The sequence below is a fragment of the Micromonospora hortensis genome, assembly GCF_022230935.1.
In the GTDB taxonomy this organism is placed as follows: Bacteria; Actinomycetota; Actinomycetes; order Mycobacteriales; family Micromonosporaceae; genus Micromonospora; species Micromonospora hortensis.
Genome location: NZ_JAKKFE010000040.1, coordinates 1 through 17,335, shown reverse-complemented (window position 1 = coordinate 17,335; position 17,335 = coordinate 1). Strand labels below are relative to the sequence as shown.

General features: G+C 72.4%; 16 protein-coding genes and 1 pseudogene. 14 read left to right on the top strand and 3 right to left on the bottom strand.

Annotated features, from left to right (window positions below; all coding sequences use genetic code 11):
* The first annotated feature begins 174 nt into the window (after positions 1–174).
* The 10 genes from NIE111_RS25105 (at position 175) to NIE111_RS25060 (ending at position 10,597) form a co-directional block, all read left to right on the top strand.
* Positions 175–561, top strand: coding sequence for a hypothetical protein (locus tag NIE111_RS25105; protein WP_238686796.1), 387 nt, complete (start codon positions 175–177; stop codon positions 559–561).
* A gap of 220 nt (positions 562–781) precedes the next feature.
* Positions 782–3,616, top strand: coding sequence for a Na+/H+ antiporter subunit A (locus NIE111_RS25100; protein WP_238686795.1), 2,835 nt, complete (start codon positions 782–784; stop codon positions 3,614–3,616).
* Positions 3,617–3,671: 55 nt separating this feature from the next.
* On the top strand, positions 3,672–4,151 hold the full coding sequence (locus NIE111_RS25095) for a Na(+)/H(+) antiporter subunit C (protein WP_238686794.1): 480 nt from the start codon (positions 3,672–3,674) through the stop codon (positions 4,149–4,151).
* Positions 4,151–5,656 (top strand): Na+/H+ antiporter subunit D, encoded by a 1,506-nt coding sequence (locus NIE111_RS25090; RefSeq protein ID WP_238686793.1) that lies wholly within the window; start codon positions 4,151–4,153, stop codon positions 5,654–5,656. Before NIE111_RS25095 ends, NIE111_RS25090 begins: the two co-directional genes overlap by 1 nt.
* Entirely contained in the window at positions 5,653–6,264 is a 612-nt protein-coding gene (locus NIE111_RS25085; protein ID WP_238686792.1) for a Na+/H+ antiporter subunit E, read from the top strand. The genes NIE111_RS25090 and NIE111_RS25085 overlap by 4 nt, the downstream gene beginning before the upstream one ends.
* Positions 6,261–6,524, top strand: coding sequence for an MrpF/PhaF family protein (locus NIE111_RS25080; RefSeq protein ID WP_030489433.1), 264 nt, complete (start codon positions 6,261–6,263; stop codon positions 6,522–6,524). The genes NIE111_RS25085 and NIE111_RS25080 overlap by 4 nt, the downstream gene beginning before the upstream one ends.
* Positions 6,521–6,892, top strand: a complete 372-nt coding sequence (mnhG, locus tag NIE111_RS25075) for a monovalent cation/H(+) antiporter subunit G (RefSeq protein ID WP_442932657.1) — start codon at positions 6,521–6,523, stop codon at positions 6,890–6,892. Before NIE111_RS25080 ends, mnhG begins: the two co-directional genes overlap by 4 nt.
* A 218-nt stretch (positions 6,893–7,110) precedes the next feature.
* Positions 7,111–8,466: a hemolysin family protein gene (locus NIE111_RS25070; RefSeq protein WP_238686791.1), complete on the top strand. Its 1,356-nt coding sequence runs from the start codon at positions 7,111–7,113 to the stop codon at positions 8,464–8,466.
* Complete coding sequence (locus tag NIE111_RS25065) at positions 8,463–9,527, top strand: hemolysin family protein (RefSeq protein WP_210787401.1); 1,065 nt, start codon at positions 8,463–8,465, stop codon at positions 9,525–9,527. The genes NIE111_RS25070 and NIE111_RS25065 overlap by 4 nt, the downstream gene beginning before the upstream one ends.
* A gap of 140 nt (positions 9,528–9,667) precedes the next feature.
* Positions 9,668–10,597 carry a sporulation protein gene (locus tag NIE111_RS25060; protein WP_238686790.1) on the top strand — a complete coding sequence of 310 codons (930 nt, stop codon included), beginning with the start codon at positions 9,668–9,670 and terminating at the stop codon, positions 10,595–10,597.
* 233 nt (positions 10,598–10,830) lie between these two features.
* Here the strand turns inward: NIE111_RS25060 and leuE are convergent, their stop codons facing one another.
* Positions 10,831–11,502, bottom strand: a complete 672-nt coding sequence (gene leuE / locus NIE111_RS25055; RefSeq protein WP_238659665.1) for a leucine efflux protein LeuE — start codon at positions 11,500–11,502, stop codon at positions 10,831–10,833.
* Complete coding sequence (locus NIE111_RS25050; protein WP_238686789.1) at positions 11,502–12,746, bottom strand: bifunctional pyridoxamine 5'-phosphate oxidase family protein/GNAT family N-acetyltransferase; 1,245 nt, start codon at positions 12,744–12,746, stop codon at positions 11,502–11,504. Before NIE111_RS25050 ends, leuE begins: the two co-directional genes overlap by 1 nt.
* 36 nt (positions 12,747–12,782) lie before the next feature.
* Between NIE111_RS25050 and NIE111_RS25045 the strand changes: the two genes are divergently transcribed.
* The 3 genes from NIE111_RS25045 (at position 12,783) to NIE111_RS25035 (ending at position 15,841) form a co-directional block, all read left to right on the top strand.
* Positions 12,783–14,123 carry an aminotransferase class I/II-fold pyridoxal phosphate-dependent enzyme gene (locus NIE111_RS25045; protein ID WP_238686788.1) on the top strand — a complete coding sequence of 447 codons (1,341 nt, stop codon included), beginning with the start codon at positions 12,783–12,785 and terminating at the stop codon, positions 14,121–14,123.
* A gap of 343 nt (positions 14,124–14,466) precedes the next feature.
* Entirely contained in the window at positions 14,467–15,162 is a 696-nt protein-coding gene (locus NIE111_RS25040; RefSeq protein WP_238686787.1) for a UdgX family uracil-DNA binding protein, read from the top strand.
* A 79-nt stretch (positions 15,163–15,241) separates the two neighbouring features.
* Complete coding sequence (locus NIE111_RS25035; RefSeq protein ID WP_238686786.1) at positions 15,242–15,841, top strand: hypothetical protein; 600 nt, start codon at positions 15,242–15,244, stop codon at positions 15,839–15,841.
* Positions 15,842–15,847: 6 nt separating this feature from the next.
* On the opposite strand, the gene NIE111_RS25030 is transcribed toward NIE111_RS25035, so the two are convergent.
* Positions 15,848–16,201: a nuclear transport factor 2 family protein gene (locus tag NIE111_RS25030; RefSeq protein ID WP_238686785.1), complete on the bottom strand. Its 354-nt coding sequence runs from the start codon at positions 16,199–16,201 to the stop codon at positions 15,848–15,850.
* Between the two features lie 160 nt (positions 16,202–16,361).
* Between NIE111_RS25030 and NIE111_RS25025 the strand changes: the two are divergent.
* Positions 16,362–17,270: pseudogene (locus NIE111_RS25025) on the top strand (MFS transporter); the annotation flags it as partial.
* Between the last annotated feature and the right edge of the window lie 65 nt (positions 17,271–17,335).

Below are 17,335 nucleotides of genomic sequence, written 5' to 3'. Positions count from 1 at the left end.
CCATCGTGCCCCGCCGGTCCGACATCCACTAACGACCTCACGACGGAATGAGCCAGCTAAAGGCAAAAAGCGCGGAAGGTGCGCTTAATACGTTAAGTCTCACTTAACTGCTTGCTTCTAAGGAGCAACATAAAGTAACTTCACTCGCAACGCGAACCGGGGTGAGGGGATGTGATGGCCGGCGAGCAGCGCACCGTCGAACCGGGCACCGACGTGCTGATTCGCAAGGTCGACAGCCACCTCGCCGCGCTCCGCGCCGGCCTGCACGGCCCCGAGCTCGAGCTCGCCGAACGCCTCGCCCACTGTCTGCGAGAGATGGTTCTCTGCACCGCCCAGGCCAGCGCCGCCGACCGGGGTCAGGTCCGCGTTGCCGTGCACTACTTCGTGCTCCGTCGCGAGAGCCGTGGCCGCCTGCTGTCGGTGCGGTCGCTGACCGCCGCCGAGCGGGTGGTCGACCGGGTCGCCCGCCAACTCGGCCGCCTCGACCTGCTGGCCGTGCTCCGTCGCGACCGCCCCACCCCCGACGACGCGCAACCCCTCAACAACGCCCTGCTGCGCTGACGACACCGCACCTCCTCTTCCACGTTGATCAAGAGGTTTGCGTCATCCGCGCCCGCGTTCCTGACGCAAACCTCTTAATCAACGGCCTGAGCTGAGGGTTAGGGCTGCGGCTGTCCGGGCGAATTCCGGCAAAACCGCCCGGCGGGGGAGGAACTGGCGTCTGATCGCTGCTAGGCGCCACCGCTGCCACGGGCGTCGGCCATGTCGATCGGGAGCGCAGGTGCTGGTACTGCTCATCCTCCATCTCGTGGCGGCCCTCGCCGCGCCCCTGCTCGTCCGCTGGTGGGGTCCGCGCGCGTGCTACCCGCTGGCGCTCGCGCCGGCCGCAGCGTTCTGCTGGGCGGTGGCCCGCACCCCGGCCGTCGCCGACGGCGGGGCGGTGGTCGAGACGTACCCGTGGATCCGGCAGTTGGGCCTCGACATCGCGTTCCGGCTCACCACACTGTCCTGGCTGATGACGCTGCTGATCGGCGGCGTCGGCGCGTTGGTGCTGGTCTACAGCGCCCGCTACTTCGGTGCCGGTTCCATCGGGCTGGCGCAGTTCGCCGCGGTCCTGGTCGCGTTCGCGGGCGCGATGCTCGTCCTGGTCTTCGCCGACGACCTGCTGCTGCTCTACGTCGGCTGGGAGCTGACCACGATCTTCTCGTACCTGCTGATCGGGCACAGCACCGAACGGCGGTCCAGCCGCTGGGCGGCGGCGCAGGCGTTGACAGTCACCACGCTGGGCGGCCTCGCCATGCTGGTCGGCTTCATCATGCTGGGCGAGCACGCCGGCACCTACCGCTGGTCGGAGATCAGCGCACAGCCGCTGCCCGGCGGCGGGTACCTGGTGGGCGCCGTGCTGCTGATCCTGGCGGGTGCCCTGTCCAAGTCGGCGGTGCTGCCGTTCAGCTCGTGGCTCCCGGTGGCGATGGCGGCACCCACGCCGGTCAGCGCCTATTTGCACGCCGCCGCCATGGTCAAGGCCGGCGTCTACCTGGTCGGGCTGCTCGCCCCGGTGCTCGCCACGGTCGGCCCGTGGCGGCCGCTGGTGCAGGTCGCCGGCGTGGCGACCATGCTGCTCGGCGGATGGGCCGCGCTGCGCCAGACCGACCTCAAGCTGCTGCTGGCGTACGGGACGGTCAGTCAGCTCGGCCTGCTGGTGGCGGTGACCGGCTCGGGCACCCCGGACGCCGCGCTGGCCGGCACCGCGATGCTGCTGGCGCACGCCCTGTTCAAGGCGGCGCTGTTCCTGGTCGTCGGCATCATCGACCACGGTGCCGGCACCCGTGACCTGCGCGAGCTGTCCGGGGTGCGGCACTGGTCCCGGACTCTGTTCGTGGTCGCCGTGCTGGCCGCGGCGTCGATGGCCGGTGTGCCGCCGCTGGTCGGCTTCGTCGCCAAGGAGGCGGTGTTCGGGGCGTTCACCGACCAGCCCGTGCTGCTCACCGGCCTGGTCGCCGGCACGGTGCTCACCGTCGCGTACAGCGCCCGCTTCCTCTGGGGCGCATTCGCCGACCGGCCCGGTGTGGCGCCGGTCCCGCCGGGGCCGATCGCCGCGTCGCTGCTGGTCCCGCCCGCGGTGCTCGCCGGTGTCGGTCTGCTCGCCGGTCCGGCCGCGAGCGTGCTGGACCACCTCCTGCGCCCGTACGCCGATCTGCTCGGCGGGGTCGACGCGCACCTGGCGCTCTGGGCCGGACCGACACCGGCGCTCGGCCTGTCCGTGCTGGCGCTCGTCGGCGGCGGCCTGCTCTTCGCCGTGCGCGGGCCGCTCGCCCCGGTGCTGGCCCGGCTCCGATCACCGGTGAGTGGAAACCAGGGGTACGAGTGGGTCATCGGCCGGTTCGACCGGCTGGCCATCGACGTCACCGGCGCGACCCAGCGTGGCTCACTGCCGCAGTATCTGGGCATCATCCTGGTCACCCTGGTGCTGGTGCCCGGTGCGGCGATGATCTCCGCCAGCCCCTGGCGGGCGCGGATTCCGCTCTGGGACAGCCCTCTGCAACCGGTGGTCGTCCTGGTGATCACGGTGGCGGCGGTGCTGGCGGTCGGTGCCCGTCGCCGGTTGACCGCGATGCTGCTGGTGGGCATGACCGGCTACGGCACGGCGATGCTCTTCGTGCTGCACGGAGCGCCCGACCTGGCGCTCACCCAGTTCCTGGTGGAAACGTCGACGATCGCGGTCTTCGTGCTGGTGCTGCGTCGCCTGCCGGAGCGGTTCTCGGCCCGCCCGCTGCGCCGTACCCGCTGGGCCCGTCGGGTGATCGGGGTGGCGGCGGGGTTGGTGGCCGCCGGGTTGGCCCTCACCGCCGTCGGCGCGCGCCGGGCGCCGGACATCTCCGCCGCCTTTCCCGACCTGGCGGTGGTGCACGGGTACGGCCGCAACGTGGTCAACGTGACCCTCGTCGACATCCGGGCCTGGGACACGATGGGCGAGCTGGCGGTGCTGGTGGTGGCCGCGACAGGGGTGGCCAGCCTGATCTTCGAGCGCTCCCGCACCGGGCCACGGCCACGCCGGCCCGACTCCGAGCAGGGGGTGGGTGGACGCGGCCGACCGGTCTGGCTGCGCGGTGGCCCGACCCTCTATGAGGAACGTCGCTCGATCGTGTTGGAGGTGGTCATCCGGCTGATCTTCCACACCGTGGTGCTGTTCTCGCTGTTCCTGCTCTTCTCCGGGCACAACGCGCCGGGCGGCGGGTTCGCCGGCGGACTGGTGGCGGGTCTCGCCCTGGTGGTGCGCTATCTGGCCGGCGGCCGGTACGAACTGACCGAGGCGGCCCCGATCGGCGCCGGCGCGATTCTCGGCGCCGGGCTGGCCATGGCGGTGGGCAGTGGCGTGGTGGCGTTGCTGGTCGGCGGGACGGTGTTGGAGAGCGCGAAGGTCGACCGAGCCCTGCCACTGGTCGGCGACGCCCATCTGGTCACGTCGCTCTTCTTCGACATCGGCGTGTATCTGGTCGTGATCGGGTTGGTGCTGGACATCCTGCGCAGCCTCGGTGCCGAGGTGGACCGGCACATCGAGGCCACCGGAACGGCCACCGGCGGGTTGGCCGTCGACAAGGGGGACCGGGCGTGAGCGTGAGGAGTGAGCCGGGTTTGCGAGCCCCGCAGTCGCGAACAGAGGTGGAACCGTGACGCGGAGCGGTGCGGGGCCGACGTTGGTGCTGGTGCTGGCCGTCGCGGTGCTGGTCGGCTGCGGGGTCATCCTGCTGTTGGAGCGCAGCCTGACCCGGATCCTGCTCGGGGTGGTCATGCTCGGCAACGGGGTGAACCTGTTGATCCTGTTGGGCGGGCGGTCCGGCGGGGCGCCGATCGTCGGCACGGGCCCGGTGGAGCAGATGAGTGACCCGCTGCCACAGGCGATGGTGTTGACCTCCATCGTGATCACCTTCGGGTTCACCGCGTTCCTGCTCGCTGTGGCGTACCGCAGCTGGTATCTCTCCGGCGACGACGAGGTGCCCGACGACCTGGAGGACCGGCAGATCATCCGCCGGGCCGGGCGCAACGAGGTGGGTGCGGCCGATCGCGGTGGGGAGGGCCCGAACGGTGACCCGGAACAGGTCGATCCCGAGCCGGCCCGTCGTCGGTTACGACGCGGGGACGAGTCGTGATGCGCGCCCTGGTGCCGCTGCCGGTGGTGGTGCCGCTGCTCGGTGCGGCGCTGACCCTTCTGTTGGCCGGGAAGCCCCGAACCCAGCGCGCGATCAGCGTGCTGTGTCTGGGAGGCACGCTCACTGTGGCGGTGCTGCTGTTGGTGCAGGCGTACCGGCACGGGCCGGTGGTGGTGGCGGTCGGGGGGTGGCCGGCGCCGGTCGGCATCGTCCTGGTGGCCGATCAACTGGCCGCGCTGATGCTGGTGGTCTCCTCGGCGGTGACCCTCTGCGTGCTGCTCTACTCGATCGGCCAGGGTCGCAGTGAGACGAGCGAGAGCTCGCCGGTGTCGATCTTCCACCCGACGTACCTGGTGCTCACCGCCGGCGTCACCAACGCGTTCCTGGCGGGTGACCTGTTCAACCTCTTCGTCGGGTTCGAGATCCTGCTGGCCGCCAGCTTCGTGCTGATCACCCTGGGGGGCACCGAGACCCGGATCCGGACCGGGTCGACGTACGTGGTGGTCAGCATCCTCTCCTCGATGATCTTCCTGACCTCGGTGGGTCTGGTGTACGCGGCCACCGGCACGCTCAATCTCGCCCAGCTCGCCCAGCGCCTCGACGACCTGCCCGACGGTGTCCGACTGGCCCTGGAGCTGATGTTGCTGCTGGCCTTCGCGATCAAGGCGGCGGTCTTCCCCCTGTCGGCCTGGCTGCCGGACAGCTACCCCACCGCGCCGGCCCCTGTCACTGCCGTGTTCGCGGGTCTGCTCACCAAGGTGGGCGTCTACGCGATCATCCGCACCGAGACGTTGCTGTTTCCCGGTGGGCGTGCCCACATCCTGCTCATGGTCGTCGCCGGGTTGACCATGGTGATCGGCATCCTCGGTGCGGTGGCCCAGTCCGACCTGAAGCGACTCTTCTCGTTCACACTGGTCAGTCACATCGGCTACATGATCTTCGGGGTGGCGTTGAGCACCGTCGCCGGCCTCTCCGGCGCGATCTTCTACGTGGTGCACCACATCACCATCCAGACCACGCTGTTCCTCGTCGCCGGGCTGGTCGAGGAGCGTGCCGGCAGCACCGACCTGCGTCGTATCGGCGGGCTGGCCCGGGTGGCGCCGCTGCTGGGTGTGCTCTTCTTCATCCCGGCCATGAATCTCGCCGGAGTGCCACCGTTCTCCGGCTTCCTCGGCAAACTCGGCCTGCTCCAGGCCGGGGTGGCCGCCGGCGGGCCACTGCCCGGGGTGCTGGTCGCGGCCGGCACACTGACCAGCCTGCTCACCCTGTACGTGGCGTCCCGGGTGTGGAACATCGCCTTCTGGCGTGCGCCCCGGCTTGCCACCAGCGAGCCTGTCGTCCAGTTGCCGAGGCTGATGGTGGGCGCCACGGTGGCCCTGGTCGCCATCGGGCTGGCGTTGACGGTGCTGGCCGGTCCGCTCTTCGACGTCACCGCCGACGCGGCTGAGGACCTGCGGCTGCGTACCCCGTACGTCCGTGCCGTGCTGCCGGGCGGTGTGCCGTGACCGGCTCCCCGGAGCCAACTCCCGACGCCCCCGGCCCCGCCGTTGTGGGGCGGGGCCGGCTCGGGCGCTGGCGGGACCAGGCGGTGGCGCTCGGGTGGCTGGTGCTGGTCTGGAACCTGCTGTGGGGCGACATCAACTGGGCCAACCTGGTCGGTGGCCTGCTGGTGGGTGCGGCAGTGCTGGTGTTCTTCCCGCTTCCGGAGGTCAGCTTCGGTGGCCGGTTGCGACCGTTGGCGCTGCTGGTGTTCGCGGGCCGGTTCGCCGTCGAGTTGGTCAGCGCGAGCCTGCACGTCGCACGGATCGCCGTGCAGCCCGGCTACCGGCCGCGCGGGGCGGTCATCTCGGTCCGGTTGCGGGTGTCCACCGACCTGAACCTGGCGCTCACCGCCGAGGCGGTCTCGTTGGTGCCGGGCACCTTGATCCTCGAGGTGGACCGGGACTCCGGAACGCTTTACCTGCACGTCCTGGACACTCACGGCCCGGGGGACCTGGACGTGGCCCGGGCCCGCACGCTCGCCGTCGAGCGGCGAATCGTCCGCGCGGTCGGCTCCACCAGCGAACTGCGCCGACTCGACGTCACCTCACCCGAGAAGGGAACCCTCCCGTGACCACCTTCCTGGCCGTCGTCCTCACCGCACTGCTGTCGGTGACCGCGCTTCTCGCGCTGGCCCGCCTCTATCGTGGCCCGTCGCTGGTGGATCGGGTGATCGCCGCGGACATGCTGCTCGCCACGATGGTCGGCGCGGTGGGCGCCGAGGCGGCGGTCAACCGGCACGCCACCACGCTGCCCGTGCTGGTGGTGCTCTCCCTGCTCGGCTTCGTGGGCTCGGTGTCGCTGGTCCGCTTCGCCGTCCGGGAGCAGCAGTGATCGCGACGATCGCGGACTGGCTCGGCGCCGGTTGTCTGGTGGCCGGCGCGCTGCTAGCCCTGGCCGCCGGGATCGGCGTGCTGCGTTTTCCGGACGCGCTGTCCCGGATGCACGCGGCCACCAAGCCGCAGGTGCTCGGGGTGCTCCTGTTGCTGCTGGGCATCGCGTTGCGGCTGCGGTCCCCGGCCGACCTGGGCATGATCCTGCTGGTGGCGGTCTTCCAGTTGGCGACCGCGCCGGTGGCGGCGCAGATGATCGGGCGGGCCGCGTACCGGTCGGGGCGGCTCGACCGGGGTCTGCTCGACGCCGATGAGCTGGCCGACCGCGGACCAGGCGGCGGGCCGGCGGGGCCGGCGGGCCCGGCGTGACGACCGCCGAGGCGGCGGGCCGGCGGGGCCGGCGTGACGACCGGTGGGGCCCGCTGAACCGGACGTTCCGCTCCTTCGGCCCACCCCCAGCGGAGTCCCAGCCAGCGCGGATAAAATGACAGCATGATCGACTCTTCTGCCCAGGAGGGCAGCAGTAGCCAGCCGGGTCGTGCCCGGCATATCCCCGTACCGACGACCCCGGGAGCCCTGAGCGACCCGTGTTGATCGTCGTTGGTCTCCTTCTGATCATTCTTCTCACTGCCGCCACCGGTTACTTCGTGGCGCAGGAGTTCGGCTACGTCGCCGTGGACCGGGGCAAGCTGCGCCAGCTTGCCGATGACGGCGATCAGGCCGCCGCCCGGGCCCTGACCGTCACCAGCCGGCTCTCCTTCGTGCTCTCCGGTGCCCAACTCGGCATCACCGTCACCGCGCTGCTGGTCGGCTACGTCGCCGAGCCGTACCTGGGCGGTGGCCTCGCCGACCTGCTCGGGGTGGCCGGCGTCAGCGAGGCGGTCAGCCTGCCGCTGTCGGTGGCGTTGGCCCTGGTCATCGCCACCATCGTGCAGATGGTCCTCGGTGAGCTGGCCCCGAAGAACCTGGCCATCGCCCGGGCCGAGCAACTGGCCCGGGCGCTGAGCCGCTCCACCCTGATCTACCTCGCCGTCGCCGGGCCGCTGATCCGGCTCTTCGACCGGGCCTCGGTCCGGCTGCTGCGCCGCATCGGCATCGAGCCGATCGAGGAGCTGCCCAGCGGCGCCACCCCGGCGGACCTGGAACAGATCATCGCCGAGTCCCGCGAGGAGGGCAGCCTCGACGCCGAGATGTCCACGCTGCTCGACCGAGGTCTGGACTTCCGCGAGCTGACCGCCGGCGAGGCCATGGTGCCGCGCGTCGACGTGCACACCGTCCGGGCGCACGAACCGGTGAGCCGGGTGGTGGAGCTGCTGGACACCGGCCACTCCCGCTTCCCGGTACGCGGTGCGGAGGGCGTCGACGACCTGCTCGGCATCGTCGGCATCGCCGACGTGCTCGGCGTACCCCCGGGGGAGCGGGCCACCACCCCGGTGAGCGCTGTGGCCGGGCCGCCGCTGCTCGTACCGGAGACGTTGCCCCTACCCACGGTGCTCGACCGTCTACGGTCCGGGCACCGGCAGATGGCGTGCGTGGTCGACGAGTACGGCGGCTTCGCCGGCGTCATCACGCTGGAGGACATCGCCGAGGAGCTGGTCGGCCCGATCCGCGACGAGGACGACCCACCAGAGCGGGCGCCGGCCCGGCAGGACGACGGGTCCTGGGTGGTGCCGGCCCGCTGGCGGATCGACGAGGTCGCCGACAGCACCGGCATCGCCCTGCCCGAGGCCCCCGAATACGACACCCTGTCCGGGCTTGTGATGCGGGAGCTGGGCCGGGTGCCCGAGGTCGGTGACCGGCTGGAGATCAGCCTGCAACCCGAGGGGGCGGACGGTGAGGACAACGAGACGGAGCCCCGGGCTCTGGTCGAGGTGCTGGCCGTGGACCGGCACGTGGCCGACTCGGTGCGGCTGCAGTTGACCACACCCGAGGTGACCGCGTGAGCCCCGGGATCGCGCTGTTCAGTTCGGTGATCCTGCTGGCGCTGAACGGATTCTTCGTGGCCGCCGAGTTCGCTCTGGTGGCCAGCAAGCGCTACCGCCTGGAGCAGGCGGCGGCGAACGGCGGTCGAGCGGCACGGGCCGCGCTGGATGGCGTCCGCGAACTGTCGCTGATGCTGGCCGGCGCGCAGCTCGGCATCACGCTGTGCACCCTGGGTCTCGGCGCGCTGGCCGAGCCGGCGATCGAGCACCTGCTCAGCCCCCTGCTGCACGCGGTGGGCCTACCGGACGCGGCCAGTCACCTGATCGCCCTGGTCTTCGCCCTCGGGGTGGTGACCTTCCTGCACCTGGTGGTGGGGGAGATGGCACCGAAGTCGTGGGCGATCACCGACGCGGAGCGCTCGGCGACACTGCTCGCGTTGCCGTTCCGCGCCTTCGCCCGGGTTTCTCGGCCGGTGCTCTCCGCGCTGAACGCCCTGGCCAACGCGATCCTGCGACTGTTCGGCGTCAACCAGCAGGACCAGCTCGCCCAGGTGCACGGCCCGGACGAGCTGCGGATCCTGCTGGAGCAGTCCCGTGAGCACGGGCTGCTCGGTGCCGAGCAGCACCAACTGCTGACCAGCATGCTGGAGTTGCAGGGCACGTCGGTGGCGCAGGTGATGGAGCCGTTCGCCACCATGGTCACCGTCCGCCGGGACGACCCGGCCGAGCGGATCGAGGAGGTCAGCCGGGACAGCGGCCGATCCCGGCTCGCGGTGCTCGACGAGGCGGGCGACGTGTGCGGGCTCGTGCACGTCCGGGAGGCGGTACGGGTGGTCACCACCGGCCGGGTCGCCACCGCCGGCGAGCTGATGACCCCCGCGTTCACACTGCCCGCGACGTCCTCGGTCACCGAGGCGGTGGCGGCGATGCGGGCCCGGCAGTCGCAGCTCGCGCTGGTCCGCAACGGCGGTGGCCCGGCCCGGCCGATCGGCTTCGTGGCCCTGGAGGACCTCCTGGAGGAGGTCATCGGGGAGTTCGACGACGAGACCGACACGGTCCCGCGCGGGCGTCGTTTGCGCTGACGTGCCGACCCGGCCGCACTGACGACGTGCGGCCGGGTCGACGTCGGTGCTGTTCGACGTCGGCGGGCTTGAGATCACCTCGACGGGGTAGGCGTGGCTGGTGCGGGGCGTTCTGTCCCCGTTCCGGGAGGGGGCGCGCGGTGCGGCTGACGGGAGTGTCCCCGGAGTCCGGCGGCACCGGACTCTCCGTGCAGACCACGCTGCCCAACCCGAGTACCCGTCCGGGCCTGCGCCTGCCCGGCCGGGTGACAGTCGCGGCCGGGCCGGAGGACGTGCTGGTGCGGCACATCCGACTCGGCCTCGTCACCACTGTCGAACCGGACGATCCGGCCGCGGCCCGACGTCTCGTGCAGTTCCACCATCTGCCGATCGCCGGCCGGTTCGTCGTGCCGGCCGGTCGGCGGCGGGCGGTCGACTTCGCGTTCCCGCTGCCGTGGGAGACCCCGGTGACCACCTTCGGTGGGGTGCCGCTGCTGAGCCTGCGGATGGGCCTGCGGACCGAGGTGTCGCTCGACCCCGACCTCGACCAGGGGGCCATGGTGCCGGTCTTCGTGCATCCGATCCCCACCCAGCAGCACGTGCTGGCGGCGCTGGACACGCTCGGCTTCATGATCCGCCAGTCCGGGTTGCTGGAGGGCGGGTTGCCGGGGGTGGAGCACACACTGCCGTTGCACCAGCGCTGGGGCTACTGGGTGGGGCCGCTCTACGCCGGCCCGATCACCGAGCTGGAGGTGATCTTCGTGACCAACTCGGCGGGCCTGGAAGCGATCCTCTGGATGGATCGCCGGCTGGCGCTGGCCGGAATCACCCACCAGAGCATCAGCAGGTTCCGGATCTGGCACGAGGACGCCGACCGGCGGGACTGGGTCGCCACAGTGGACGGCTGGATCCGCCAGGCGATCAACCGGCACGCCGCCGCGGCCGCGCACGCCGACTGGTCCGCGCAGATCGCCGGGTCGGCCCACGTCAGCCGCCATCCCGACGAGCCGATCCGATCCGGCTACGGCCTGGGCGGCACTGCCGGAGGCGCCGGCGTGGGAGGCGGCGGCTCCGGCGGCGACGGCACCTGACCGTCCCCCCGGCCCGCGCCCCCGGCCCCGCCCTCTCTCCCCCCGGGCCCGCGCCCCCGGGGCCCCGCCCTCCCACCCCGCGATCTTGCAGTTTCTGCGGCGACAAAACGGCTCAGAATGCGCGTTTCAACGACCGAAAGTGCAAGATCGCGGCAGGCGGGCGGGCAGGCGGGCGGGCGGGCGGGCGGGCGGGCCGGCGGGCAGCGAGGGCGCGGGTGGGGGTTGGGGTTGGATTAACCCGCGCTGGCGGTGGCCAGCTTGAGGCTGAAGGCCAGGAACAGGGCGGCCACGGCGGTGGTGCCACCGGCCGCCAGGCGGCGGCGCTGGCGGAACTGGGCGGCCAGGAACGTGCCCGCGAAGATCAACGCGGTCAGGTAGAGCGCGCTGGTCACCTGCGCGATCAGCCCGAGCAGCAGGAACGACAGCGCCGGCCAGGCATAGCCGGGGTCGACGAACTGGATGAAGAACGAGATGAAGAACAGGATCGCCTTCGGGTTCAGCAGGCTGATCACCAGCGCCTTGCGGAACGGGCTGCGCATCGCCGCCGGCTCCGCGGCGTCGATGAGCCGCGGCGTGCTCGGGTCGTTGCGGTCGCGCCAGCGGCGCGCGGCGCCGAGCAGCATGGTCACCCCGACATAACCGAGGTACGCGGCACCGGCGTACTTGATCACCATGAACAGCGGCGGGTACGCCTTGAGTAGCGACGCCACACCGGCGGCGGAGAGGAACATCAGCACCCCGTCGCCGACGAACACGCCACCGGCGGCCCGGTAGCCGACCGCGACGCCCCGCTTGGCCGCGGTCGAGAGCACGAAGAGTGAGTTCGGCCCGGGCAGCAGGATGATGGCCACGGTGCCCAGCACGTACGTCCAGATGTCGGTGATCCCCAGCACGCCCGCCATCATCACGCCACCGGTGCCGTCCGCAGAAGTCTTTCTCGCAGCCTGGCCTGTGCGTTCGGCCACTCGTCGACGGTCATCGCGTACTGCACGGTGTCCCGCCAGGAGCCGTCCGGGCGTTGCCGGTGCATCCGCAGCACCCCCTCCCGGGTCGCGCCGAGGCGTTCGATGGCCGCCTGGGAGCGAACGTTGCGGATGTCGGTGTGCCAGGCGACCCGTACCGCGCCCAGGTCGTCGAAGGCCCGGCCGAGCAGCAGAAGCTTCGCCTCGGTGTTGATCCCGGTACGCCACCAGGACCGGCCGAGGAAGGTGTGCCCGATGGCCACCGCACGCCGCTCCGGATCGATGTCGTAGTAGGAGGTGCTGCCCACCACCACCCCGGTCGCCGCGCATCGCTGCACCCAGGCCACCCGCTCGCCCCGGTGCTGGGCGGCCAGGGCGGTCCGGATCACCTCGGCGGTGTCGGCGGGGGCGGTGGGCGGCGTGACGCTGAGGTGCCGCCACACCACGGGGTCCGCGGTGGCGGCGTGCAACTCGTCGGTGTGCGCCAACTCCAGCGGCTCCAGCCGAACGTGTTCACCGTGCAGCGGCACCGGCTCGTGCCAGGGCGTGCGGGGCGTCCGCAGGTACGCCGGCAGCGGCGCGGTGACCCCGGAGTCCGGCTCGGGTGCCCCGGCGGTGAGTCGCAGTGGCAGCACGCCGGCCCAGTGCGGGAGGTCCAGGTCGGCCTCGTCCTCGCGGACCCCGCCGGCGCGGGCCCGGACGGACACCTCGCGCAGTGGCAGCGCCAGTACGGCGGTCTCGGCCAGCTCCCGACGGCTGGGCGGACGGGTGGCGGTGCTGCGTCCCGCGCCGACCTTCTCGACCAGCGCGGTGAGCATGGCGAGCTTCTCCCGCTCGTCGCTGACCAGTCGGGCGGTGCCGTGCGCGACGACCGAGCGGTAGTTGGCGCTGTGGTGGAACTGGGAACGGGCGTAGACCAGCCCGTCGAGCACTGTCACCACGACGCAGACCGGTAACCCGTCGTCGCCCCGGGCGGCGAGCAGCGGCCGACTGCCGGTGGAGCCGTGCAGGTAGAGCGTGTCGCCGATGCGGACGTGCAGGGTGGGCAGCGCCCGTGGCTGGCCGTCGACGACGAAGCTGAGCGCGCAGTCGTACGCCTCGTCGAGCACGGCGTGGGCGGCGGCCTGGTCGTAGCTCATCTTGTCGCGGGAGCGGTGGGGTGTGGTCCGGGCGGTGGGTGGATACATGCGCGCGCCCCTTTGTTCTAGTACAATCTCTTATTTGTGTCAGCACACTATCAGCTCACCGGTACGACAGCCGTCGAGATTTCGGCCAGCATCGAGTCGGGCATCCGTACGGGCACCCTGTCAGCGGGGGCCGCCCTGCCACCCGTGCGGGCACTCGCCGCCGAGTTGGGGGTCAGCCCCGCCACCGTCGCCCGCGCCTACCAGGAGCTACGCCAGCGTGGCCTGCTCGCCACCGCCGGCCGGCACGGCACCCGGGTGCGCCCCCGCCCGCCAGTGGCCGCCCGCCGCTCCGCGCTGCGCCCCCCACCGTTGCCCGGCACCCGAGACCTGTCCCGGGGTGAACCCGACCCCCGTCTGCTGCCTCCGCTGGGCCCGCACCTGGCGGCGCTCGCCATCGAGAACGGCCCGCCGGTCGGCTACTCCGATGCCGGAGTTCTGCCCGAACTGGCCGAGGCGGCCCGCGCCCGGCTGCGCGCCGACGGCGTACCGGCCGGGGAGTTGACGCTCACCGGGGGTGCGCTGGACGGCATCGAGCGGTTGCTCGGCGCCCACCTGCGCCCCGGCGACGCGGTGGCGGTCGAGGACCCGGGCTGGGCCAACCTGCTCGACCTGGTCGCCGCGCTGGGCCTGCGCCCGATCGGCGTACCGGTGGACGACGATGGACCGCTGGTCGTCGGGGTTGCCGCGGCGCTCGCCGCCGGAGCGCGGGCGCTGATCGTCACCAGCCGGGCGCAGAATCCGACCGGCGCCGCCGTCTCCGCGGCCCGCGCCGAGGCGCTGCGGACACTGCTCGCCGGCCGCCGCGACCTGCTGCTGATCGAGGACGACCACGCGGCCGAACTGGCCCGCGTACCCCTGCACCCGCTCGCCGGTGCGACAGCGAGTTGGGCCTTCCTCCGTTCGGTGAGCAAGCCCTTCGGCCCGGACCTGCGGATGGCGGTCCTGGTCGGCGACGAGACGACTGTGGCCCGGGTGAGCGGCCGTACCCGGGTCGGCGCCGGCTGGGTCTCCACAGTGCTGCAACGCCTGGTGCTCTCCCTGTGGCGGGACCCGGCGGTCACCGAGTTGGTGCGGCGGGCGGCGCAGAGCTACGAGCAGCGCCGCGATGGGCTGCTCGCCGCGCTGGCCGAGCACGGCCTGACCGCACACGGTCGCAGCGGCATCAACGTCTGGCTGCCGGTCGCGGACGAGACCAGCACTGTGACAGCGCTTCGCGACGCCGGCTGGGCGGTGGCCCCCGGCGCGCTCTACCGGATCGCCGCCCCGCCGGCCCTGCGCATCACCGTCAGTTCCCTGGACCCCGCCGACCTGGCCCCGCTGGCGGCAGCCCTGGCCCGGGCCGAAAACCCACCCCCCTCCCAGGGTTTCCCCACCTGACCCCACCCCGGGGGCCCTCCACGCCCCCGCCCGCGCGATCTTGCGGTTTGTGTTGACGAAATGTCAGGCCTGTGCACGTTGGTCGGGGCAGAAAGTGCAAGATCGCGGGGATTCGGGACGGCGGGGACGGGTATGCGGGCGCCCGGAGGTGGGGGACATGGCTTCTGGTGGGGCTCGTAAGGGGATCTGGATCGCGGTGGCGGTGGCGATCATCATCATCGTCATCGTGCTGATCGCGATCGCGTCCGGCGGCGATGGGGGCGGCAACGGGTACTGACGCGTTGCGGCCGGGGCGCCGGGGCGTATCCGGCGGCGAGCATCGAACGGGTATATAACAGTCGACATGGCCGAGAGTGCTCCCGGCGCCCAGCGGTTCATCCCGCCCGACGCCGACACCATCGACGACCTGCGCAACGCCGCCGGCGGCTGCCGGGGCTGCGAGCTGTACCGGGACGCCTCGCAGACGGTCTTCGGTCGAGGCGACGAGAGCGCCCGCGTGGTGCTCGTCGGCGAGCAGCCCGGCGACATGGAGGACCAGAAGGGGCTGCCCTTCGTCGGCCCGGCCGGACGCCTGCTGCGCCGCGCCGTCGACGACGCCGGGTTGGACCCGCGTCACCTCTATCTGACAAATGCCGTAAAGCACTTCCGTTTCGAGTTGCGCGGCAAGCGGCGGATCCACCAGACCCCGGACCAGGCGCACATCACCGCCTGCCGCCCCTGGTTGGTCGCCGAGTTCGCCCGGCTGCGTCCGGAGATCGTGGTGGTGCTCGGCGCGACCGCAGCCAAGGCCCTGCTCGGCCCGTCCTTCCGGGTCACCCGACAGCGGGGCGAGCTGCTGCCCTGGCCGGAGTCGGCCCAACACCCCGCCGACTTCGAGCAGGTGCCGGTGGACAACGCCGGAAAGCGGGCCGACGCGCCGGAGGCTCGGGTGCTGGCCACCATCCACCCGTCCGCCGTCTTGCGGGCCGACGACCAGGACAAGGCGTACGAGGGGCTGGTCGCCGACCTCACCGTCGTCACCCGCGCCCTGCCCGGCTGACCAGCCACCCCGCGCGCCGCCGGAAACTGTCCACGATTGACGGTGCGTCGCGGACCGCGTGGGTGGGTAACGGGGGTCGATGGATGTCGACAACGTGGAGCGTCGGGCGGGTGCGCCCACTGCGGCCGCCGGGCGTCGCGGGAGATGGAAGCGGTTCTTCGAGCGGGCGCCCGGCTTGCAGCTCATGGCCGTCTACTGGGTGCCGATGACAGTGCTCATCGGGCTGCCGGTGCGCTGGCTCTTCGATCGCCAGGAATCACTTGACGAGGCCCTGCTGGGTGCCGCGCTGAACGCCGTCTCGATCGGCCCGGCGCTCTACCTGAGCCAGCGGATGGCGGGCGAGCAGGCCGCCCGGCGCGATCCCGAGGGGTACACGCTGCGCGAGGCGGTGCGTACCGCCACCGTGCCCGAGGACGTCGTGGCGCGGGCCGAGCTGCCCGGCTACCTCGCCGAACAGCGGCGGGCCACCTGGGCGGCGCTGCTGGCCATTCTGGGCATCTGCCTCGGGCTGGTCCTGCTCGCTCTGCTCGCCGCCGACAACGAGGGCTTCCCGGTGATCTTCGGCGTGGTCGCCGCCGTCAGTGTGGCTGTCGCCGCACGCACCCTGACCCGGATCCGTCGGCTGGCGTCCCTGCTGGCCGCGCCCAACCCACCGCAAGCGCCGGGATCGCGTGGGTAGGGCGGCTCAGTCGCCTGCCGTGATCTTGCTGAACACGTCTTTGGCGGCGATCAGACCACCCTCGACCAGATAGAGATCCACTCCGCGCAGCACCGTCCCGTCCTCCGCCCGCGGCCAGCCCCACTCGCACAGGACCCGGTCGCCGGCCGATCGGACCGCTCCGAGGGTCGGCCCAGGGCCGAACTGGTCGGCGAAGGCACGGCACACCGCGTCCCGACCCCGCAGGGTCACCGCCGCACCGTCCCAGGCGCTCGGGCTGTAGGTCACGTCCTCGGCGAGGCAGGCCGACACCGCGGCCATGTCGCCGCGGTGCCACGCCGCGTTGAACCGCTCGACCACCAACACCCCGGCATCGCTCACCCGGGCACCATAGGCGTGGGCCGCGCCGGGAGCGACCCCGTTCCGGCACGACGGTGCGTCGCGGGCCGCGTGGGTAGGGCGTTCGGCTGTCGGCAAAACCCACTGCCGCTGGTCGGTGCGGGTGCGCGAGGATGAGTCACCCCTTCCGACAGGAGCGCCGATGGCGACCGACCTGACCGCGCCGCGTACCGCCGCCCGACCCGACGTCGCGTCGATCCAGCGGCGTACCCTGCGGCTGCTCTTCACCACCCAGATCATCGGCGGGATCGGCGTGACCATCGGCATCGCCGTGGGCGCGCTGCTCGCGGCCCGGATCGCCGGGACGGCGGTGGCCGGTGTCGCGCAGAGCGCCGGGGTGGTCGGTGCCGCGCTGCTCGCCGTCCCGGTCACCCGGATCATGGCGCGGCACGGCCGCCGGCCGGGCCTGGTGCTGGCGTACGCGGTCGGCGCCGTCGGTGGCCTGCTGGTGGTGCTGGCAGCGGCCACCCGCTGGGTGCCGTTGCTCTTCCTCGGCATGCTGCTCTTCGGCGGGGGCACCGCCGCGAACCTCCAGGCCCGCTACACGGCGGTGGACCTCGCCGAGCCGGCCCGTCGCGGGCGGCAGCTCTCCCTGATCGTCTGGGCCACCACCATCGGTGCGGTGGCCGCGCCGAACTTCGCCGCGCTGGCCGACCGCGTCACCACCGGCTGGGGGTTGCCCCCGCTGGCCGGCCCGTTCGCGTTCAGCGCGGCCGCGTTCGTGCTGGCTGCCGTCGTACTCCTCGGGTTGCTCCGGCCCGACCCGCTGCTCACCGCGCGGCGGCTCGCGGCGGCCGACGCGCCGGCCACCGATCTGCCGCCGGCCGCCGACGCGACGGCGACCGCGGTGGCGGCCGAGGCGCCGGCGGCAGGTGGTGGCGCGACGCCGGCCGCCGCGCCGGTCACGGTGCGCGCGCCGCGCGGCGCCGGGATGCGTGTGGCCTGGTCGGTGGTACGCGGACAGCCCGCCGCCAGACTCGGCATCGCCGCCGTGGCGGTGGGTCACCTGGTGATGGTGGCGGTGATGGCGATGACTCCGGTCCGGCTCGGAGTCATCGCCATCACCGCCACCATCACCAGGTGACCCACCGCCACGGCAGCTATGCCGAGTCTGGC